Genomic DNA, 20,409 nt, shown 5'->3' on the forward strand with positions numbered 1-20,409 from the left:
GCACTGCACTTTGGAGCTTACCTCATTACAGCATTAACAATTTCAGGTGCAATCTGTGTCAATGGAAGCACCTTAGTCGCAGCTCCTAGCTCCACTGCTGATCTTGGCATGCCGTACACGATACAGCTTTCCTCTGCCTCAGCAATTGTCGAGGTTACTCCATGCTCAAAGAGTTGCTTCATCCCTTGAGCTCCATCACTCCCCATACCTGTCATAATAACAATATGTCTCTCCAATTCATCAAATGGTAGCAATGAATCAAATAAAGTATCAACAGAAGGGCGATGACCATTTCTTGCAGGAGCACTCGTTAAATTAATTTCATAATGATGATTAACCATAACAACTTCCATATGGTATCCGCCTGGAGCAACATAGGCTTTACCATTTTCCAGCCTAACACCATGAATCGCTTCCATGACGGTTAGTTCACTAAAACTATCAAGTCTTTGTGCCAATGAATTCGTAAATCGTGGCGGCATATGCTGAACGATGACAACGGGAGCTTTTAAGTTGCCAGGTAAAGCAGTCAACACTTCGTGTAATGCCCTCGGACCCCCAGTGGATGTCCCAATTGCAACAATCTGCGTAACCACCTGATCGTTTTTACGCACACGTGAAACTACTTCACGAACCGCAACAGGTTCAACGATACGTTTGGGCTTTATCGTCGGCTTAAGAGACATGTCAGTTAAAGGATTCGTAACGATTGGTTTCTTTTTCTTGTCTACTATATTCGACTGACTAGTTACTAGTGAGCTACTCTTTTGTATACGACTAATGTTATCATTTTTTAATAGATTTGACGTTGTTTCTAGACGATTTTGTAATAATTTATTACTTTCCTTCAAAGACTCTGTTACCGGTTTGAAAACATCCAACTTTCGGCGAGTAAGAACAGCTATTTTCAGCTTTTCTACAATCATTTCTCCAACGGCAATAATATCCTGTGACTGGGAACCTACGCCTGTTGGCTTCCGAATAAAGTCAAAGGCACCAAACTGCAAAGCTTTAATTGTGTCACGGGTATTCGCTTCACTTATTCCAGATAACATGATAATTGGAATCTTATGCTTTTTCAAAATATGCTGAAGCGCATCAATACCATTCATAAGCGGCATTTCTAGATCTAATGTGATAACATCGGGATTGAGTCTATTTGCACTAGCAACTGCCTCAATACCATTAACAGCAGTCCCGATAACCGTAAATTGCGGGTCTTTTTCAATAAGATCGGTTATTATTTTACGCATAAAGGCTGAATCATCAACGACTAATACACGATAAGGGTCCATTACTGTTCCTCCATTCTCAAGGATTATCTAGTACGTCTAAATAATTTATGTAAAAATCCTTTCACACCAGAAGAAGTGCCTGTATGTGGTATATTCAAAAAATCTTTAGCAATCAGCATAATTCCTTTTGCTGCTTCCGAATCTGGAAATAGCATTAATAATGGAACTTGCTTCTTCACCGATTTCGATACATGCACATCGTCAGAAATATAACCTAGCACTGGTAATTCAATATTAAGAAATCGCTTAGTAACGCTACTAATATTATTAGCTGTCATTTCACCTTCTTGTCGATCCATCGAGCGATTAACAACAAGTCTGAATTTAACATCTGAATCTAAAGAGTTAACCATTTTAATTAAAGCATATCCATCGGTGATCGAAGTCGGTTCAGGAGTGGTAACGACAATCGTTTCATCAGACGATGTAATAAATTGTGCTGTTTCTTTCGAAAGTCCTGCTCCAGTATCAAAAATAATGTAATCGTACTGACCTTGAAGCTTTAATATTTCGCGCCCAAAACGTTCAATCTCTAGCTCTGTTAAGCGTATTAGATCTAATAACCCGGAACCGCCTGCTATATAATGCAATCCTTCAGGTCCTACACTAATAATATCCCAAATTGTTTTTTCGTTTTTGATTAGATGATATAGATTATACTGAGAAGAGGTTCCCATAAGCACATCGATATTTGCCATCCCGATATCAGCATCCAGTACTAGTACTTTCATCCCTAGCCTTTGCAGCGCTAGACTAAAATTCAAGCTGAAATTAGATTTACCAACTCCACCTTTTCCACTAGTAACAGAAAGAAATCTCGTCTCCTTCTGTTTTTGCGTATCGGAATGTTGCTTTACTAATTGTCGCAGCGCTTCTGCTTGGTCATTCATGATGTGGATCTCCTAGCAATAGTTCTATATAACCTTCTACAGAAAATACTTCAATATCATCTGGTACATTTTGACCACTTGTTACAAAGAGAGGCTGCAAGCCATACATCATAATCATATTAAAGATCGAGCCATATACATTAGCTTCATCAAGCTTCGTGAAGACGACTTTTCTAACACCATATTTACTGAATTTCTCTGCAACGATATTCATATCTTGCGTTCTACTCGTTAGACTAAGAACTAGAATAGCCTCACTTGTTTCATCATTTTGTAGTAAACTATTCACTTCTGATACATGAATATCACTCTTAAAGTTTCGTCCAGCAGTATCCATGAAAATAAGTTCAGCCTGCTCTAACTGACCGTAAGCACGCTGCAAATCTAAAGGAGAAAATACAACTTCTAAAGGAATATTCAAAATATTAGCATACGTTCGGAGCTGCTCGACTGCTGCAATACGATAAGTATCCGCTGTAATTAGACCGAGCTTCTTCCCCTCTTTTATGGAATAATTGGCCGAAAGCTTTGCGATTGTCGTTGTCTTTCCAACACCTGTAGGACCTACAAATTGGACAACTCTCGAGCTTTGATTGATTTCTGCCAATTGATATGGAGATAGCCATTCAAGAAATTTTTGTTTTGAAAAATCCCAAACGGCATCAGTAGATAATAACTCATTATTTTGAAGTTCTAGTTCATTCAGCTCATCACTGATGACTTCGATCCATTGCTTAAATATTTCTTGTTCACCTAATCTTTGCTTCATCGCTTCGATAGCTGGAGATTCCAAGCTAAGATCACTAGAATCAGTTGATAATCTTTGCATCTCGTGACGCAAGCTTTTTAATTCATTTACAATAAATAACTCCGTTTTCGAAAATTCATTCGATCGCGATTGTACTGGTGCTTCGACTGAATGATGAGCCCCATTAGATGTGCTCACCGCATCAGTTATCACAGTATCACTCCCCTGTGATGAATTCGCACGAATCGGTTCTTTTGCAGATTCTCGCTCGGTATTAGAATCACCTGAAGATGATCCACCGTATAATTTCGAAGCGAATGATGCAGCATTAGGTGTATCTAATAATTTATTAATATTTGCTTGAATATCTAGTGGAGACGATGAACGTAGCCCATCTTCCTCCTCTTTAGCTGATTCTTTACCACGTTGACTTGCCTTTAATATTTGTTCAACAACATAATCAACCTGATCGCTAGATATCTTTTTCGACTTTTTTTGAGCATCTGGCTCAACTGCTGCCATCACTTCTATTTTACGCTTACGAAACATACCAAGAAATCCACCTATTTTTATCTCTTTCGTTTCTAAAATGACTGCGTCCGTTCCCATCTCGTCACGGATGAGAGCAACGGCATCAGGTAATGTATCGACTACATATCGTTTGACTCTCATAGATTAACCACCCCAACGCTTTGAACTTCTACACTCGGTTCTAATTCACTATATGACAAAATAGGAATATCCTGCAATGTACGAGCAACAATTTGGCGCAAATACATCCGAATCGTAGGTGAAGTAAGAATGATCGGTTGCTGTCCCGATTGTAGTAAACGATTCACTTGCTCTGTTAATCGCTGATAAATTTGTTGTGAAGACACTGGGTCGAGTGATACATAGCTTCCTTGATCATTTTGTTGAACAGAATCGATAATTTTCTTCTCCAGCTGTGCGCCTAAAGTAATAACACGTAACGATTGACCAGCTGCTGAATATTGCAATGTAATTTGACGAGATAATGATTGTCGAACATATTCCGTTAATATATCTGGATCTTTAGAATATTGACCATAATCAGCCAATGTTTCAAATATTGTCACGAGGTCGCGAATCGATACCTTCTCTTGCAGTAATTTCGTTAATACTTTTTGAACATCACCTATTGACATGATACTAGGAATAAGTTCATCCACAAGTGCCGGATAGCTCGTCTTAACATTTTCAACAAGTGCCTTTGTTTCTTGACGACCAAGTAATTCATGTGCGTGTCGCTTCACAATTTCTGTTAAATGTGTAGCAACAACAGATGGGGGATCGACAACCGTGTAGCCGGATAGTTCAGCACGTTCTTTGGTCATCTCATCAATCCAGATTGCAGGTAAACCAAATGCCGGCTCGGTTGTTTCAATACCATGAATCGTATCATCTTCAAAGCCTGGACTCATAGCGAGATAATGATTCAATAATAACTCTCCGCCTGCGACCGTATTACCTTTAATTTTAATGACATATTCATTGGGCTTAAGTTGAATATTATCTCGTATTCGAATAACTGGAACGACTAGACCTAATTCTAGAGCGCATTGCCGGCGAATCATAATAATTCGATCTAGTAAATCTCCACCTTGCTGTGTATCAGCTAGCGGTATTAAACCATAACCAAATTCAAACTCAATCGGATCGACCTGTAATAAACTAATGACACTTTCTGGACTCCGTACCTCTTCTATCTGTTGCTCTTCTACAAGTAATTCATCTTGAGCAGCTTTCTTCGTTTGTGAATTTTGAATTAAGTACGCACCAATCCCAATACCAATTGCAAACGGCCATGTACGCATAATTCCAATTGGAGTTAATCCCAAAAGTGCAATTGTACCAGCAGCTACATATAGTAATTTCGGATATTTGAACAATTGAGCAGTAATATCTTCTGCTAGATTTCCATCAGAAGCAGAACGAGTTACAATTAGACCCGATGCAGTAGAGATTAGTAATGCTGGAATCTGGGCAACTAGTCCGTCACCAATCGTAAGAATCGTAAACTTATTAAGTGATTCTCCGAAAGATAAATCCCAGTTCACCATACCAATAATGAAACCACCAACTAGATTGATAATCATCATCACGATTGTGGCAATCGCATCACCTTTAATGAACTTACTTGCACCATCCATCGCTCCGAAGAAATTCGATTCGCGTTCGATGGTAGAACGTCGTTCTTTCGCTTCAAATTCATTTATAATGCCAGAGTTTAAGTCAGCATCAATACTCATCTGTTTACCTGGCATTGCATCTAGTGTAAATCTCGCTGCAACCTCTGCCACACGCTCAGAACCTTTAGTAATAACGATAAATTGAACGACTACTAAGATTAAGAAGACGACAAAGCCGATAATTACGTCTCCGCCACCAACCCATTGACCAAATGTTTCAATTACTTCTCCGCCTTCAGCCTTAGATAAAATACTTCTTGTCGTAGAAATACTTAGTGCTAGCCTAAATATTGTCGTGACCAACAATATTGCTGGGAATATAGCGAAATCAAGTGCTGACCTCGTATTCATCGCAACGAGCAGAATCGTAAGTGCTATCGTAATATTCACAATTAAAAGTAAGTCAATAAGCAATGTAGGGATTGGCACGATCATCATGAGAATAATTCCGATGATTCCGCAAGTAATAATGAGCTCTTTCAGCTTCATGATGGTCCCACCCCCTAGTTACTTCTTATTTGGTTTGTTGCCTTTAAGCTTATATACATATGCCAATACTTCAGCTACAGCTTGGAATAAGTCAGCTGGTACAGAGTCTCCTATTTCAGCTTGACTGTACAGTGCTCTAGCTAGCGGCTTATTTTCCATTGTAATAACACCATGCTCGTTTGCAATCTCACGAATTTTGAGAGCGAGATGATCCATTCCTTTAGCGATAACCTTTGGTGCATCCATATTGGAAGAATCATATTTGAGTACAACGGCAAAGTGTGTCGGGTTGGTAATAACAACGTCAGCATTGGGAATTTCTTGCATCATACGAGAAATTGCCATTCTTAATTGCTTCTCTCGAATTTTACTTTTAATTAAAGGGTCACCTTCTGATTTTTTGTGTTCCTCTTTAATATCTTGCTTGGACATTTTCAAACTTTTTGCATGTTCGTACTTTTGATACATGAAATCTAGTAATGCTAGCACGATAAGTATTGAACCGATTGTAATACCTAGACGAAGTACTAGTGAAGCAGCATATGAAAAGACCATATCAAGCGGCTGCAATGCCAAACCTTGAATTGTTGTCCATTCCCCTATAACAATAGTGTAAACCATTACCCCAATAATTGTTACTTTCAATAAACTTTTCGCAAACTCAACAAGACTTCGCATTGAAAAAATCCGTTTGAATCCTTCAATCGGATTCAATTTACTAAATTTCGGCTTTAGAGGCTCTCCTGTCAACAGAAAACCGAATTGCACGACATTACCGACAACGCCAACGATCAGCACAATGGCGAATACTGGTGCTAATAGAATTAATATTTCTAACATAATGGATACAAAGAAATCTCCCAAATTACCAGCTGTTAACTCTAGCATTAACCAATTTTCAAATAGATTAGTGAATAAACCTATAAAATGTGTTTTATAATAGCCACCGATCATCATAAACGATGCAAATACTAAAGTAAGAATTAGTGCCGCCGGTAATTCCTGTGATTTGGCAACTTGACCTTTCTTACGTTCATCAAAAACTTTCTTGGGAGTAGCTTTCTCTGTTTTCTCTTGATTGAATAATTGTAAGTCAAGCTGTAATGCATATTTTCGCACGAAATTGCCTCCAATCTATGCAGGCGGACCGCTAACTATTCCGAAGAATTGTTCTAAATTATTAAACATAATCGAGAATACTTTTTCGAAAATAAGACTCATACCAGGTAGCATTAACATAACTAACAGCAACCCCAGCATAATTTTAACTGGAAAACCAATAACAAAAACATTGAATTGAGGTGCTGTCTTTGCTAAAAATCCAAGCCCAACATCCGTCAAGAACATCGCGACCATAATCGGTATAGCAATTTGAATTCCAATGATAATACTCAGTACCACTGCATTGGTCATAAATTCAGCTATACTACCATCTGCCATTTTAGCAAACCAGTTATTTTCGATCGGCATCCATTGATAGCTATCCATTAGTCCCGTTAGTAAGTAATGGTGTCCATTCATCATTAGAAATACGACTAGCATCAATAAATATTTGAAATTACCTAGCAAAGGAACAGATGTACCCGATACAGGATCAATAATATTCGCCATGGCAAAACCTATTTGCATGTCAATAATACCACCTGCTGTGTGCATCAAAGCAAAAAATAAATAGACGATAAATCCCATCATTAATCCAATTAATACTTCGCGAATAATGAGCATTACATATTGTAAGTCTAGCACCATCGCTTGATTATCAGCATGCATTGAAAAGACAAACACTGAGATAAAAAAGGCTAATCCAATCTTAAACGTCGCTGGCACATTACTATGAGAAAAAATCGGCGTTACGACGAAAAACGCTGTTACTCGACAAAATATAAGCAAAAAAATAGGAACTGCATTCATAAATACTTCTGTCATCGAATTCACAGCCTAACCGATATATTGATGTAGATTGCTAAATATCGTATACGTGAAGTCAACAACCGTATTCAGTATCCATGGTCCAAAGACAATAACAGCCAATAGTACCGCAACAATTTTCGGTACAAAGGCTAACGTCTGTTCTTGAATTTGGGTTGTTGCCTGAAAGACACTCACTATTAATCCTGTGACTAATGCTAGCACTAGCATGGGTGCGGCGGCTTTCAAGACAGTGAATACGGCTTCTCCTGCAAGACCAATTATGAAGTCTGCACTCAATGTCTTCCCTCCTCACAAGCTTTATGGGCTAAAGCTTAGTAGTAGTGATCGAACGATCAAATACCACCCATCAACTAATATGAATAATAAAATTTTAAATGGTAAAGAAATCATAATCGGTGGTAGCATCATCATCCCCATTGCCATCAACGTACTTGCTACAATCATATCAATGACGAGGAACGGAATGAAAATCATAAATCCCATCTGAAATGCCGTTTTTAGTTCACTTATCGCATAGGCTGGAATTAATGTTGTAATAGGAATATCATCATATGTAGCTGGTTTCTCAGTTTGAGTATAGTTCAAAAACAACAACAAATCCTTCTCGCGAGTATGCTTGAACATAAATTCTTTCATAGGTTTACCTGCTTCTTCAAGCGCTACTTCTTGTGTTATTTCACCTTGAAGATAAGGTTGCAACGCTACTTCATTGATCTGATTAAATGTTGGAGCCATAATAAAGAAGGTTAGAAACAGTGCTAAACCAACTAAAACTTGCGACGGCGGCACAGTATTTGTACCCATTGAGGTTTTTACGAAACCTAGTACAATGACAATTCTAGTAAAACTCGTCATAAGAACTAATATTGCTGGTGCAATACTCAAAACCGTAATTAATAGTAGTATCGTCATTGTGCCTGTACCTGAACTTTCACCATCAGAACCACCAACGTTAATGGAGATATCAGGAAGTGTTTCAGCGTGAGCATACGGTACCAGCGTTATGAATAGAAACAGTAACAGCGGTACGATAAGCATCCACTTTTTTTTCATTGTCCATCAACCATTCATTTATTATTATCTTTCAAAAGTGACTCTAACTCCTGCTTACGTTCCGCTTGTTTATCGAGCTTACTTTGCAGCAAGTCTTCAAAAGAACTAGACTCATTCCACATGTTAGTTTCTGTTTCTTGGAAGCCCTTTTTCGAACGTTTATTAGAATTAGATGATAGCCAATCCTTCATCGTAGCAAAAGTAATCATCGGTTGTTCTTTCAGTTCGAGCGCTGCAATGATCTGCTCTACTGTGTCCGGATCATCCATTTTGTCGAGTAGTGTTACTTGCTCACCAACACCAACAACATAGATTCGATTAGCTATCTCAATAATTTGCATAGAGGAATTCTGACCAAGACTGATACCACCTAATGAACGAAGACCGCGCCCAGTCCCCCATGCACGATTACGCTTTGAAAGAAATTTAATTGTGAAAATTAATAGAGTAAGTACAATAGCAAGAGCTACGAATACCCAGATAACCTCGCCCATAAATCCTGTATCCATTTTTTCAATTTCATTACTCAAGCCAACCCCTGACTCGCTGTTACCATCAGTAGCAACAGCGATATAAGGAAGAGACATTGTAAGTAAAGTTGTTAATGCCGATATTTTCCAACCTAACTTCAACATGTTAAGCCTTCTCTCATTAACCAAGCGTCTTTTTAATTGCTTCAATAACACGATCAGCTTGGAATGGTTTTACGATAAAGTCTTTTGCACCTGCTTGAATGGCATCAATAACCATTGCTTGTTGCCCCATAGCGGAGCACATAATTACTTTAGCGTTTGGATCAATTTTACGAATTTCTTTCAATGCAGATATACCATCCATCTCAGGCATTGTAATATCCATTGTTACTAAATCAGGTTTTACTTCTTTAAATTTCTCAATAGCTTGGGCACCATCTGGTGCTTCCCCTACTACTTCATAACCATTTTTGCTTAAAATATCTCGGATCATCATTCTCATAAATGCAGCATCATCAACAATTAGAATACGGTTTGCCATGTTTCTTCCTCCTAGAGATCACTATTGTAGTTTTTGAATTCTGTCCCATTGACTTACGATATCCGTTACGCGCACACCAAAGTTTTCATCGATGACAACGACTTCACCCTTAGCGATTAGTTTGTTATTCACAAGAATATCAACTGGCTCACCGGCTAGCTTGTCCAACTCGATGATAGAACCTTGAGATAACTCAAGAATATCTTTAATTTGCTTTTGGGTTCTTCCTAATTCTACAGTGACCTTCAATGGTATGTCGAGTAGTAAATTTAGATTAGTTCCATCAACCTGCGGTAAATTATCTTGATTAAAGTTTGCGAATTGCACGGGCTGAACATTAACATTACGATTTAAGTTCATGTTATTATTCGACATATCATACCCCATCGCTGGCTGACCGTACATATCTTGAGATTGCGGTGAAGCAATCGGCGGTACGTTCGCCATAGGCTGTTGTTGCACTTCCTGATATTGCGGAGCTGGTGCAACCGGTGGCGCAACATGCTCGACTTGTGCCGGAGCAGTAGGTGCTGAAGGTACTGGTGCAGCTACTTCCTCAGTCGTATCTCCCATAAGCGTCGCTACCATTTCTTTGGCAAATGAGATCGGCAACAATTGCATAATCGTTGAATCAATAAGATCACCAATTCTTAGATGGAATGCAATTTTGATAAACATATCATCTGATGGAAGATGATCCAAACCATCGCCACTTGCTACATCTAATATATCAATACCAGGTGGTGAAATATTAACTAATCGATTGAAAATCGTCGACATGGACGTTGCAGATGAACCCATCATCTGGTTCATCGCCTCTTGAACTGCAGAAATATGAATATCATTCAATTCCTCATTTAGTACATTTCCTTCACCACCAAGCATCAGATCAGCAATGACTTGAGCATCTTTCGTGTGAATAACCAATGAGTTAATACCTTCAAAACCATCAACATATTCAACACTTACTGCAACATGAGGTTTAGGGAAAATATCTCCAAGTTCGCTTTTGCGCACTAGTGATACTGTAGGTGTCGTAATATCCACTTTGCGACCAAGTAATGTAGAGAGAGCTGTTGCCGCACTACCAAATGTAATATTTCCAATTTCACCCAGCGCATCCTGTTCCATCGCCGTAAGGAAACTTTCCAGAGCTACCTCTGAAGTTGCTTCTGTTACTACTGCCGTTTCTTCAGGTTCGCTTGAGGATTGACGAAGCAACGCATCGATTTCCTCTTGAGACAAATAATCTTTACTCGTCATAATCTTCTTCCGCTCCTTCATTCAAAATCTCATCAATTTGAATCGCTATACGATCTTTAATTGACCCTGGACTTCCGATGAATTTAATCTTTTCTCCAACTCTTATTTTAAGCCCTTCATCAACAGGTTTATTTAATGTTAGAACATCACCTTGAGCAAGACCTAAAAATTCTTGTATTGTAATCGATGCTTCACCAAGCTCAGCAATTATTGGCAACTTAGTTTTCTTAACTCGATGCTCAAGCATCTCAACTTCCTCTGGTATACGTTCTTTTTTCTGTGACACAAACCAATGATGTACAGACAATCTTGGCATAATTGGTTCCAATACGACATGCGGTATACATAAGTTAATCATCCCAGTTGTATCCCCAATTTTCGTACTGAATGAAATTAATGCAATAGTTTCATTGGGTGAAACCACTTGCATAAATTGTGGATTAGTCTCAAGCGCTTCTAGTCTTGGCTTAATATCAATAATTGTTTTCCAAGCCTCTTGTAAGCTATCGAATGCTCTTGAAAAAACTTTTTCCATAACAATAGTTTCAATTTCAGTGAGAGAATTCATTTTCGCTGGTGCTGTACCTGGTCCACCGAGCAAACGATCAAGCATTGCATACGCTACATTTGGATTTACTTCTAGAACCATACGACCTTCCAATGGATCAGCCTCAAAAATATTCAGTATTGTCATTTTTGGGATAGATCGAATGAACTCGTCATAAGGTAATTGTTCTACGTCAACTACATTAATTTGAACAAAAGTTCTAAGTTGAGCAGAGAAGTAAGTTGTCAAGTATCTTGCAAAGTTTTCATGAATTCTTGTTAAACTTCTAATGTGATCCTTCGAGAATCGAACGGCACGCTTAAAATCATACACACGTACTTTTTTCGTTACTTCTTCTTTTTTCAAGTCCTCTGCATCCATCTCACCTGATGATAATGCTGCTAATAATGCATCAATCTCATTTTGAGATAAAATATCAACCATGTCTCTCACCTCCTTAGAGGAAATTCTCTAGTAGCTAGATTTTGGCAATCATAAAGTCAGTAATTTCAACTTTTACTAGTTTTCCTTTTGGTAAAATCGGATTAATAAGATTTAATAACTTAGCTTCTAGGTTATCTTCACCTTGTGAACCATTCAGATCTTCGGCAGTCATATCAGCCAAAGTTCTACTGATAATTGGTTTAATTTCAATTTCTAATAGTTGATCGAAGCTCTCTTTTGTCTTCTTATCATCTAATTGGAAAGCAAAACTAATAATTACCATATCCTTCGGTTCTTTCAGATTCCTTCTAAATTCAGTTAACGTAGATGTTACTTCAACACGTTTTTCTGCACTTAACACTTGAACTTCCACTGGTTCATTTTCAGCAGTTTTAGTAGAGTCATCTACAAACATTGTTTTGTATACAACTACACCAACAACTGCAATTAATGTAATGGACAAAAGTATGGTAATTAACCATGGCAGCATCTTTTTCATCGCAAAGGCTCCTTTGTATGTTCAATCTTTTGGGCCGCAGCAACAAGGCCAATTGTTTGAAGAAACTGCTGATTAAGACTGACAATGTCAGCTGTCTTTTCTTTCACTACGATTTTATTACCCGTTGTTAACGTAATAACGCTATCAGCAGCCTCTTCAACCAACTCAATAAGTAGCGCGTTAACCGTCACTTTTTGACCATTAATTCGCGTCAATGTAATCATATGCACCCCTCCTGTAGATAGGGAGATCGTTAGACCCCCCTATTAACTATTAAGTGATTATCGTTTCAAGTTAACGACCTCTTGTAAGATTTCATCGGAAGTAGTGATGATTCTTGAGTTAGCCTGGAAACCACGTTGTGCTATAATCATTTCTGCAAATTCAGATGTTAGATCGACGTTAGACATTTCTAATTGACCTGCAATAATTGCACCTGTACCTAGCTCAGCATCATTAGGTGCGATAATTTCCATCTCACCGTCTGGGTTAGCATTCACTGTCATACGGTACAAACTACCACCAAGCTTCTCTAAGCCACCTGGATTCACTACTTTAACAACACCAATCTGAGCAACTTCTACTTGACCATCAGCAGTTACACCGATAACAGTACCATCTTGAGCAATAGAGAAAGCTGTAATTTCTTCATCTAGAACAATTGGCGCGCCATCTGATCCAAGCACGAATAGTCCATCGCCATTAACAAGTTGACGATTACCATCAAGTACGAAGTTACCTGCACGAGTTAGCATCTGCTCTGTTCCATCGCCAGCAGAAACAACGAAGAACCCATCGCCATCAATCCGCAAATCTGTTGGTTGATTCGTCGTCATCGCACTACCAGGACTATGAATCGTGTCGATAGCAGAGATCGTAACGCCTAGACCGACCTGCTTCGCATTAACACCACCACTTGCTCCTTCTTCCGGAGCGGTAACACCACTAATTGATTGACTCAAAATATCTGAGAACATGACGCGACCAGCTTTGAATCCTACAGTATTTACGTTAGCAATATTGTTACCAATGACATCAAGTTTTGTTTGAAAGCCTTTCATTCCTGAAACACCAGAGTACATCGATCTTAGCATTTTTATAATCCTCCCAAGTTCTTATTATTAGCTGTATCAATCGGTCAACAGCTAGAGGCTCCCTTATCGGTCCAGCCTAGTTCAAGATGATCGCACTATCTATCTGGGTAAACACATTGCTTTTAAGTTGTCCGCCATCTAGCGCCGTCACAACCGTTCTAGTTGGCACATTCACGATCATCGCGATATCGCGATAGACGATCAATGAATCTTTGGCACCTTTTTGAGCTGCCGAATCTACTGCTTGGCTAATTTGCGTTAAACCTTCACTTGGCAGTTTAATGCCTCTTTGTGCCATTCGTAGTTCAGCATGATGACTGAACTTCAACATCGCACCATCCAATACATCAGAAAACTTCGTCGTATCAGCGGATTGTTGTCCACGAGCACTATTTGATAATGCAGTTGGATTAACCTGCATCGGGTATAAATGACCTACTTTAATAACATCACTCATTATGGTGTCACCTCTCCGTTAGAAGAGTCATCCTCAGGTGTTTCAATAGAACCGTCTTCAGGAACTTCAGGAGTTTCTTCTGTAGATTCATCGGGCTCAACTGTATCAGGTTTTGTCTCTGAAATTTGACCGACAAAGTCGATACCAATACGTGCACCACCGACTTCAACATACAGTAAACTATCTTGTGAAATAATCGAATCTACTACGCCACTCCTTTGAATTACTTTGCCTGTTTCATCAAATTCATTCCAAGTAACTGTTTTTCCAATTAAGCTAGAAGCAGATCCAATGTTCTGACGGATCAACGCAAGTTCGCCTGCCATATTCGATAGCTGCTCAACAGATGTAAATTGAGCCATCTGGGCAATAAAATCTGTATCACTCATCGGATTCATAGGATCTTGGTTGCGTAGTTGTGCAACTAGAATACTTAGAAACTGATCTTTACCCATTTCATTCGATTTTGCAGCCGCTTTACTTACATTAGATTTATCATAGTTTGGCCATACTGACGTAACTGAACTTGTCATTATTTTCACCTCCATTCAACAATTGGGTGTATTACACCATTTCATTGACTGCACGACCGTAGCCTAGTTCTCGATGTGACGCATTCGTAACCAACTCTTCTTCAAAGTTTTCATCGCCATGATTACGTTGCTGACTACTCTGATCTTGTAAATGCTGTTGACTACCTTGCTTCTGCTGTTGCGATAGCTGCGCTGCAAATGCCCCTTGCGTTACTTCAATTTTCTCAACCGCAATTCCTTGAGACGCTAGAGAAGCACGTAATTGCACCATTTGATTTTCCAATGCATCTTTACCCATCGCTGTTTCAGCCTGGAATATTGCCGTCAAAATACCATTTTGCATAGATATTCTAACATCAACATGACCTAAATTTTCAGGCGTTAGCATTAGTCTAGCTTCTGTCACACCATTCAACGAAGAGATGTTAAACTTCTCTACAATAAGACCTTTCATCGTGTCAGTAAACTCACTAGCTAGTACGAATGCAGATGGTGTTGATGCTCCAGTTTTCGCTAACTGAGGCAAGAATTCTTTCACATTATCAGCTTTCAACATCGCTAATGCTGTTGTTGGTTGACTTTGTACTTCATCGCCCTCAGCTTGAGTAGTTACCTCCGTCTGATTCGTTACAGATGTCGTTATATTTGTATATCCGACTTCCTGTGACAATCGCTGTAGATGAGATAATGCACTGTCCGCTTTCACTGCAGCTACGAATGGAGAAGTAATGGCTTGGCTAGCTTCGCCTTGCTTCGCGTTCAATTGCTTGACTAGGTCATCAAGAGATGTTTTCAACTGCTGAAGTTGATTCGTAATAACAACCTCTGGTTGCTTCCCTTGAAGCATCTTCGTCGAACCTTCTTGCAATGCTTGCTGCAACAATAATAGCTGATCTTGAAGCTTTGTAATTGCATCATATTGCATAGTAGATTGAGTAGTTGCAATAAGCGTTGAATTTACATTCGCATCGAATGATATCGCAGGCTGCTCATTTTGAAGCGTAATAACTTGTAAAAGCGCTGCAAGCTGTTGCATTAACCCGTCCAACATATTAAGTTGATCGCCAGTTAGCTCGGCATCTTTCAATGTCTCCAACTGATCTAACAAATTTTCAACAAGCTGATCTAACTCTTGCGTCGTTAATGTCTCTTCTACTAGTACAGGCACGCTACTTACTAATTGAGTTAATGGTCCAGTGGTCATTGCTCCTTCAGTCGCTCCAGCATTTGCAGCTTGACCGTTAACGATTTGCACTAGTTGATTTTGAAAGGTTGTTCCCTCTACTGACGTTGCTGCCTGAGAAGGATTAACCGTCCCCATCACTGCGCCCGTAGTAAGTACATTTAACAGTTCCAATTTTTCACCTCCTTCCACATAAAAGGATTATGAATCTTGCATAAGTTTGGTTGCGAGATTTGCTGCTGTGTTTTTATTCACTGCCGATATTTCCTCTAAAATAGCAGATCGAGCACTACTACTGCTTGCCTTCAAAATACGTAGCACTTTGCTTGAGCTAATATCCATCATTTTCACTAGCATATCAGCTGCAGCTTTAGGCTCCATTGCTGAGAATGTAGCAGCAAGCTCGGCATCAGTTACTTGTGAATCTGTCGCCGTCGATGCTGTCGATGCTTGAAGTTTCTTCACTTGTGACTGAAGTGCCGCAAGTTCCATATTCAACACAGAATCATTGTCTTTCAGCCTTAATGTAACATCAGCTGCGATTTGTGGCGTCATTTTCTCCATAATACGAACGCGATCCTCTGCACGCATTTGACTGAATAACAATGCCATTTCATCAAGTGACATACTTTGCATAATTGGTGCTGCTTTACTAGGTGTCATCTTAGCAAACATACTAGCTAGCTCAACAATACGGGCAGTATAATCTTCATCCGTAAGCTTTGATTCTGCTACGCTTTGCTTCAAAAGATCATTTTCCGCTTGTAACGATGTAATTGTACTTTCTTGTGATGTCTGCTCAGTTGTAGTCTCAGCAAATTGTGTTCTTGCTGTAGCAAGTTCCGCTTCTAGCGCAGTAATCTTTTCAGTTAACTTATCATTACGTACGCTATTATCTGATCCAGTAGATCCCTCTGTTGGTTCAGGTAAGAAATTACGTATAATCGGAATATCCTGACCTACTTTAATTGCACCATTACGAAAATCAATATTAAATAACGTCAACACTACACCTATTAGCACAATTAAAAATATAATTGGAAGTAAGAAAAACATTAATCGTTCGATAAAACTAGTTTCTTGCTTTTCCTCATCTATGGCTGCCAATTCCATTCACTCCCTTTACAGGCGTTTCTCTCTTATGAGGTTGGTGACATAAAACGGATGGAAGCCATCTCGTCTAATTCATTTTGTTCCTTCAACTGAGTTTCGTACTTAAACTTGTCGAAAGCATGTTCTTTTGCTTTATCCCAAACCTTTTCTTCCTTCATCTTTGATGCAAGTTCTTGACGTTTCTGGAATACTTTCCGTTCGGCATTCATAATATCTTGTTGCTTAAGCTTAATACTTTCCGCGCAGTACTCAATATATTGATTTATAATAAGTACTTCTGATAAAGGTATAGCTGTGAGCACAGATTGCTCTAACTTCAATTCCCAACTTTTTTTCTCTTGCAAGTATTGTTCAAGAAGTGCTTGCTGGGCTCTAAGTTCTGCTAGCGCGTCTGACAAAATCCATTCAGCCTGCGTTTTTTCACTACTTTTCAAATCTACTATCTTTTGAAAAGTATATTTAAAGAATGCCATTGATTAATCAACTCCTACCAAAGTTAGCAATTAATTTCTCTTGAGTTTCTTCTAACGTAATTTTGTCATTCGTACGTTGTCTCGTAAACTCGTTGATTGAATCAATATATTCAATGGCCATATCAATATTTTGATTTGAGCCTTTTTGGTACGCACCAATATTTATTAAATCCTCTGATTCACGATAGATTGCTAGAAGCCTCTTCAACTCATTCGCAGCATCTAACTGTTCATCTGTAACAATTTCATTCATAACACGACTGACAGATTGTAAGACATCTAAAGCAGGATAATGCCCCTTATGAGCAAGTTGACGACTTAATACGATATGACCATCTAAAATTCCACGTACGGCATCGGCAATTGGTTCATTCATATCATCACCATCTACTAGAACAGTGTAGAAGGCGGTAATAGAACCCTTCTTACCTGTCCCTGCTCGTTCCAACAACTTAGGTAATGCGGCAAATACAGAAGGTGTATAGCCCCTTGTAGCTGGCGGTTCACCTATTGCTAGACCGACTTCACGCATAGCCATTGCATAACGTGTTACAGAGTCCATCATCAACATCACGTTCAAACCACGATCACGGAAATATTCAGCTATTGATGTAGCAATCATTGCACCCTTCATTCGAATCAATGCAGGTTGATCAGATGTCGCCACAATAACAACCGAACGTGCTAGCCCTTCTGGACCTAGATCCTTCTCTATGAACTCTAGCACTTCACGTCCACGCTCACCGATTAAGGCGATTACATTGACATCGGCTGTAGTATTTCTAGCAATCATACCAAGTAGTGTACTTTTCCCTACTCCTGAACCAGCAAATATACCAACACGTTGTCCTACACCAACGGTCAACAAACCGTCAATTGCCTTAACACCGATACCAAGTGGCTTAGATACACGAGGTCTCGCTAGTGGATTATTAGGCGGACTATGCGTGGAATAGTTAGGCATTCTACTAGGCAAAAAACTACCATCCAATGGATTACCTAAGCCATCTAACACTTTCCCTAATAGTTCTGAGCCGACTTTAACGGTAAGCGGCTTACCGGTTCCTACCACATCGCAGCCAGGACTAATCGCATGTAATTCACCTAAAGGCATAAGAATAACCTTATTTTCTCTAAATCCAACGACCTCTGCCTTCAACGGCTTCGATGATTTTGTAGGATAGATATAACATAGATCTCCAATACTAGCGTCGGGACCTTGTGATTCTACTGTGAGGCCGATAACTTGAGTAACTTTACCGTTAATACGAACTGGATCGATATTTTTCAGATGATCTCGATACTTATCCATTTCCAAATTAATCGGTGTCATTAGTTTGACCTCTTTCTTCAATGCTCTGATGTGCGACCAAAAGTAATTCTCTCTTAATCTCTGAAAGTTGAGTATCGATTCTAGCATCTATACTACCGAACTTAGAACGTATAACACAGCCTTCATCTTTTACCGATGAATCTGGAATAATGACTAATTCTGCTTGAGAATCAATTGTTGCATTCAGTTCTTCACGCGCTGCTTGCACAAAAGATAAGTTCGCAGGCGATACACATAATGTAATTTCACCCTGCTCACGTCTACGTGAAAGTGTTCTCGTTATAATCTCTAATACCATCTCTGGTTCTAGCGTAAGCTGTTTGCCAATGATTTTCTCAGCAATACTACAACTTAATTCAACGATAAATGGTTCGGCCTCTTGGATAATTTGCTCTCTCGTTCGATAAGCATCCTTCAATATCGTAGAAGCTTCTTCAAGATTCTGTTCCCATTCTGTTCTCACTTCTTGCTGTGCTTGTACCATACCGGACTGATAACCTTGTTGATGTCCTTCTGCCTGATGCTGCTCTTTAATTGCTTCATCCTCATTGCGTTTCTCAAGCCACCATACTTCGATCTGTGCATTAGCATCCTCAAGCAACTTTTCACATTCAACAGCTGCTTCACTTATGCGTGCTTCTGCTGTAGCCATGGCATCAGAAACGATTTGATCACGCAAAGATATCGTAGCCTCATCTGGTCCCTCTTCAACTGGTTCAATTGTCTCTTCTCTATCAGTTTCTTCATGTTGCGGAAAATGTTGATTATTCCAGCGCAACTTTTTAAGTTCATCCAACGTCATAACATGAGAAGACTTGATTAGATTAGACAATGATATCATCCCCTCCGCCGCGAGCAATAATAATTTCACCAGATTCCTCTAGTCTTCTTATAATTGCAACGATGCGTGTTTGTGCTTCTTCAACGTCACGCAAACGAACAGGTCCCATGAATTCCATTTCTTCTTGGAAGGTCTCAGCCATACGTTTGGACATATTGCGGAAAATTGCTTCACGTACTTCTTCACTAGATACTTTAAGTGCAAGTTGTAGGTCTCCATTTTCCACATCACGAATAATTCTTTGAATGGAACGATTGTCGATACTAACAATATCTTCAAATACAAACATACGTTTTTTGATATCTTCAGCAAGTTCAGGATCTTGAATTTCAAGCGCATCAAGAATAGTACGTTCGGTACCACGGTCAACACCATTCAATATTTGAACAATAGAATCGATACCACCGGCATTTGTATAATCCTGAGTAACTGTTGAAGATAGTTTTTGCTCTAATATATGTTCAATTTGAGTAATCACTTCAGGTGAAGTACTATCCATCATCGCAATTCGTTTCGCTACATCCGCTTGCTTGTCTTGCGGTAGTGACGATAGAATCGTTGATGCTTGTTCAGACTGAAGATACGATAGCACTAAGGCAATCGTCTGTGTATTCTCATTTTGAATAAAGTTTAAAATTTGAGCCGGATCAGCTTTTCGTGCAAAGTCGAAAGGTCTAACTTGAAGTGTCGCTGTTAAGCGTGTCAATACTTCTTTCGCTTTGTCTTCGCCTAATGCCTTGTCCAAAATTTCCTTCGCATATGCGATACCGCCTTGAGAAATATACTCTTGAGCCATGCATATTTGATTAAATTCGGTCAATATATTATCTCTATCAGTACTATCAACTTTCCTAACATTAGCGATTTCAAGCGTTAATTGCTCAATTTCATCATCACGTAGATGCTTGAAAATTTGTGCGGACACTTCTGGTCCTAGTGTGATTAATAAAATCGCTGCCTTTTGACGACCAGACAATCCTTGAGAAAATTTCGACAAT

The 20,409-nt window shown here is 39.2% G+C and carries 23 protein-coding genes; all 23 read right to left on the minus strand.

Annotation, left to right across the window (positions count from 1 at the left end; all coding sequences use genetic code 11):
- Positions 1-17: 17 nt before the first annotated feature.
- The 23 genes from AC1TO5_RS01480 to fliG all read right to left on the minus strand — a co-directional run bounded on the left by AC1TO5_RS01480 (position 18) and on the right by fliG (position 20,408).
- Positions 18-1,295: a protein-glutamate methylesterase/protein-glutamine glutaminase gene (locus AC1TO5_RS01480; protein ID WP_482061012.1), complete on the minus strand. Its 1,278-nt coding sequence runs from the start codon at positions 1,293-1,295 to the stop codon at positions 18-20.
- A 23-nt stretch (positions 1,296-1,318) separates the two neighbouring features.
- Positions 1,319-2,185 carry a MinD/ParA family protein gene (locus tag AC1TO5_RS01485; protein WP_482061013.1) on the minus strand — a complete coding sequence of 289 codons (867 nt, stop codon included), beginning with the start codon at positions 2,183-2,185 and terminating at the stop codon, positions 1,319-1,321.
- Positions 2,178-3,605 carry a flagellar biosynthesis GTPase FlhF gene (flhF, locus tag AC1TO5_RS01490; protein WP_482061014.1) on the minus strand — a complete coding sequence of 476 codons (1,428 nt, stop codon included), beginning with the start codon at positions 3,603-3,605 and terminating at the stop codon, positions 2,178-2,180. Before flhF ends, AC1TO5_RS01485 begins: the two co-directional genes overlap by 8 nt.
- Positions 3,602-5,632: a flagellar biosynthesis protein FlhA gene (gene flhA, locus AC1TO5_RS01495; RefSeq protein ID WP_482061015.1), complete on the minus strand. Its 2,031-nt coding sequence runs from the start codon at positions 5,630-5,632 to the stop codon at positions 3,602-3,604. Before flhA ends, flhF begins: the two co-directional genes overlap by 4 nt.
- Before the next feature lie 18 nt (positions 5,633-5,650).
- Positions 5,651-6,751 carry a flagellar biosynthesis protein FlhB gene (gene flhB, locus AC1TO5_RS01500; RefSeq protein WP_482061016.1) on the minus strand — a complete coding sequence of 367 codons (1,101 nt, stop codon included), beginning with the start codon at positions 6,749-6,751 and terminating at the stop codon, positions 5,651-5,653.
- Between the two features lie 15 nt (positions 6,752-6,766).
- On the minus strand, positions 6,767-7,558 hold the full coding sequence (gene fliR, locus AC1TO5_RS01505; RefSeq protein ID WP_482061017.1) for a flagellar biosynthetic protein FliR: 792 nt from the start codon (positions 7,556-7,558) through the stop codon (positions 6,767-6,769).
- A gap of 12 nt (positions 7,559-7,570) precedes the next feature.
- On the minus strand, positions 7,571-7,840 hold the full coding sequence (fliQ, locus tag AC1TO5_RS01510; RefSeq protein WP_482061018.1) for a flagellar biosynthesis protein FliQ: 270 nt from the start codon (positions 7,838-7,840) through the stop codon (positions 7,571-7,573).
- A 21-nt stretch (positions 7,841-7,861) separates the two neighbouring features.
- Positions 7,862-8,617, minus strand: coding sequence for a flagellar type III secretion system pore protein FliP (gene fliP, locus AC1TO5_RS01515; RefSeq protein ID WP_482061019.1), 756 nt, complete (start codon positions 8,615-8,617; stop codon positions 7,862-7,864).
- A gap of 14 nt (positions 8,618-8,631) precedes the next feature.
- On the minus strand, positions 8,632-9,252 hold the full coding sequence (locus AC1TO5_RS01520) for a flagellar biosynthetic protein FliO (protein ID WP_482061020.1): 621 nt from the start codon (positions 9,250-9,252) through the stop codon (positions 8,632-8,634).
- Between the two features lie 16 nt (positions 9,253-9,268).
- Entirely contained in the window at positions 9,269-9,631 is a 363-nt protein-coding gene (locus AC1TO5_RS01525; protein WP_482061021.1) for a response regulator, read from the minus strand.
- Positions 9,632-9,652: 21 nt separating this feature from the next.
- Positions 9,653-10,894 (minus strand): flagellar motor switch phosphatase FliY, encoded by a 1,242-nt coding sequence (fliY, locus tag AC1TO5_RS01530; protein WP_482061022.1) that lies wholly within the window; start codon positions 10,892-10,894, stop codon positions 9,653-9,655.
- The gene (fliM, locus tag AC1TO5_RS01535; RefSeq protein ID WP_482061023.1) at positions 10,884-11,885 is read right to left on the minus strand and encodes a flagellar motor switch protein FliM; all 1,002 of its coding nucleotides are present in this window, start codon (positions 11,883-11,885) and stop codon (positions 10,884-10,886) included. Before fliM ends, fliY begins: the two co-directional genes overlap by 11 nt.
- A 34-nt stretch (positions 11,886-11,919) precedes the next feature.
- The gene (locus AC1TO5_RS01540) at positions 11,920-12,384 is read right to left on the minus strand and encodes a flagellar basal body-associated FliL family protein (RefSeq protein WP_482061024.1); all 465 of its coding nucleotides are present in this window, start codon (positions 12,382-12,384) and stop codon (positions 11,920-11,922) included.
- Complete coding sequence (locus AC1TO5_RS01545; protein WP_482061025.1) at positions 12,381-12,608, minus strand: flagellar FlbD family protein; 228 nt, start codon at positions 12,606-12,608, stop codon at positions 12,381-12,383. The genes AC1TO5_RS01540 and AC1TO5_RS01545 overlap by 4 nt, the downstream gene beginning before the upstream one ends.
- Positions 12,609-12,665: 57 nt before the next feature.
- Positions 12,666-13,478: a flagellar basal body rod protein FlgG gene (flgG, locus tag AC1TO5_RS01550; protein ID WP_482061026.1), complete on the minus strand. Its 813-nt coding sequence runs from the start codon at positions 13,476-13,478 to the stop codon at positions 12,666-12,668.
- A gap of 76 nt (positions 13,479-13,554) precedes the next feature.
- Entirely contained in the window at positions 13,555-13,935 is a 381-nt protein-coding gene (locus tag AC1TO5_RS01555) for a TIGR02530 family flagellar biosynthesis protein (RefSeq protein WP_482061027.1), read from the minus strand.
- Positions 13,935-14,468: a flagellar hook capping FlgD N-terminal domain-containing protein gene (locus AC1TO5_RS01560; protein ID WP_482061028.1), complete on the minus strand. Its 534-nt coding sequence runs from the start codon at positions 14,466-14,468 to the stop codon at positions 13,935-13,937. The genes AC1TO5_RS01555 and AC1TO5_RS01560 overlap by 1 nt, the downstream gene beginning before the upstream one ends.
- 31 nt (positions 14,469-14,499) lie before the next feature.
- Positions 14,500-15,825, minus strand: coding sequence for a flagellar hook-length control protein FliK (locus AC1TO5_RS01565; protein WP_482061029.1), 1,326 nt, complete (start codon positions 15,823-15,825; stop codon positions 14,500-14,502).
- 27 nt (positions 15,826-15,852) lie between these two features.
- The gene (locus AC1TO5_RS01570) at positions 15,853-16,758 is read right to left on the minus strand and encodes a MotE family protein (RefSeq protein ID WP_482061030.1); all 906 of its coding nucleotides are present in this window, start codon (positions 16,756-16,758) and stop codon (positions 15,853-15,855) included.
- A 32-nt stretch (positions 16,759-16,790) separates the two neighbouring features.
- The gene (fliJ, locus tag AC1TO5_RS01575; protein ID WP_482061031.1) at positions 16,791-17,237 is read right to left on the minus strand and encodes a flagellar export protein FliJ; all 447 of its coding nucleotides are present in this window, start codon (positions 17,235-17,237) and stop codon (positions 16,791-16,793) included.
- 7 nt (positions 17,238-17,244) lie between these two features.
- The gene (fliI, locus tag AC1TO5_RS01580) at positions 17,245-18,570 is read right to left on the minus strand and encodes a flagellar protein export ATPase FliI (RefSeq protein ID WP_482061032.1); all 1,326 of its coding nucleotides are present in this window, start codon (positions 18,568-18,570) and stop codon (positions 17,245-17,247) included.
- Complete coding sequence (locus AC1TO5_RS01585; protein ID WP_482061033.1) at positions 18,557-19,402, minus strand: FliH/SctL family protein; 846 nt, start codon at positions 19,400-19,402, stop codon at positions 18,557-18,559. Before AC1TO5_RS01585 ends, fliI begins: the two co-directional genes overlap by 14 nt.
- Complete coding sequence (fliG, locus tag AC1TO5_RS01590) at positions 19,395-20,408, minus strand: flagellar motor switch protein FliG (protein WP_482061034.1); 1,014 nt, start codon at positions 20,406-20,408, stop codon at positions 19,395-19,397. The genes AC1TO5_RS01585 and fliG overlap by 8 nt, the downstream gene beginning before the upstream one ends.
- Position 20,409 lies beyond the last annotated feature (1 nt).

The sequence above is a fragment of the Paenibacillus sp. Y930 genome (assembly GCF_056786375.1).

Coding starts and splice junctions, on each gene's coding strand:
- fliR (WP_482061017.1), bottom strand. CDS start 7,558: ATGACAGAAGTATTTATGAATGCAGTTCCTATTTTTTTGCTTATATTT.
- fliP (WP_482061019.1), bottom strand. CDS start 8,617: ATGAAAAAAAAGTGGATGCTTATCGTACCGCTGTTACTGTTTCTATTC.
- fliI (WP_482061032.1), bottom strand. CDS start 18,570: ATGACACCGATTAATTTGGAAATGGATAAGTATCGAGATCATCTGAAA.
- fliM (WP_482061023.1), bottom strand. CDS start 11,885: ATGGTTGATATTTTATCTCAAAATGAGATTGATGCATTATTAGCAGCA.
- AC1TO5_RS01560 (WP_482061028.1), bottom strand. CDS start 14,468: ATGACAAGTTCAGTTACGTCAGTATGGCCAAACTATGATAAATCTAAT.
- AC1TO5_RS01520 (WP_482061020.1), bottom strand. CDS start 9,252: ATGTTGAAGTTAGGTTGGAAAATATCGGCATTAACAACTTTACTTACA.
- AC1TO5_RS01480 (WP_482061012.1), bottom strand. CDS start 1,295: ATGGACCCTTATCGTGTATTAGTCGTTGATGATTCAGCCTTTATGCGT.
- AC1TO5_RS01525 (WP_482061021.1), bottom strand. CDS start 9,631: ATGGCAAACCGTATTCTAATTGTTGATGATGCTGCATTTATGAGAATG.
- fliY (WP_482061022.1), bottom strand. CDS start 10,894: ATGACGAGTAAAGATTATTTGTCTCAAGAGGAAATCGATGCGTTGCTT.
- AC1TO5_RS01555 (WP_482061027.1), bottom strand. CDS start 13,935: ATGAGTGATGTTATTAAAGTAGGTCATTTATACCCGATGCAGGTTAAT.
- flgG (WP_482061026.1), bottom strand. CDS start 13,478: ATGCTAAGATCGATGTACTCTGGTGTTTCAGGAATGAAAGGCTTTCAA.
- AC1TO5_RS01485 (WP_482061013.1), bottom strand. CDS start 2,185: ATGAATGACCAAGCAGAAGCGCTGCGACAATTAGTAAAGCAACATTCC.
- AC1TO5_RS01545 (WP_482061025.1), bottom strand. CDS start 12,608: ATGATTACATTGACGCGAATTAATGGTCAAAAAGTGACGGTTAACGCG.
- flhF (WP_482061014.1), bottom strand. CDS start 3,605: ATGAGAGTCAAACGATATGTAGTCGATACATTACCTGATGCCGTTGCT.
- fliJ (WP_482061031.1), bottom strand. CDS start 17,237: ATGGCATTCTTTAAATATACTTTTCAAAAGATAGTAGATTTGAAAAGT.
- AC1TO5_RS01540 (WP_482061024.1), bottom strand. CDS start 12,384: ATGAAAAAGATGCTGCCATGGTTAATTACCATACTTTTGTCCATTACA.
- flhA (WP_482061015.1), bottom strand. CDS start 5,632: ATGAAGCTGAAAGAGCTCATTATTACTTGCGGAATCATCGGAATTATT.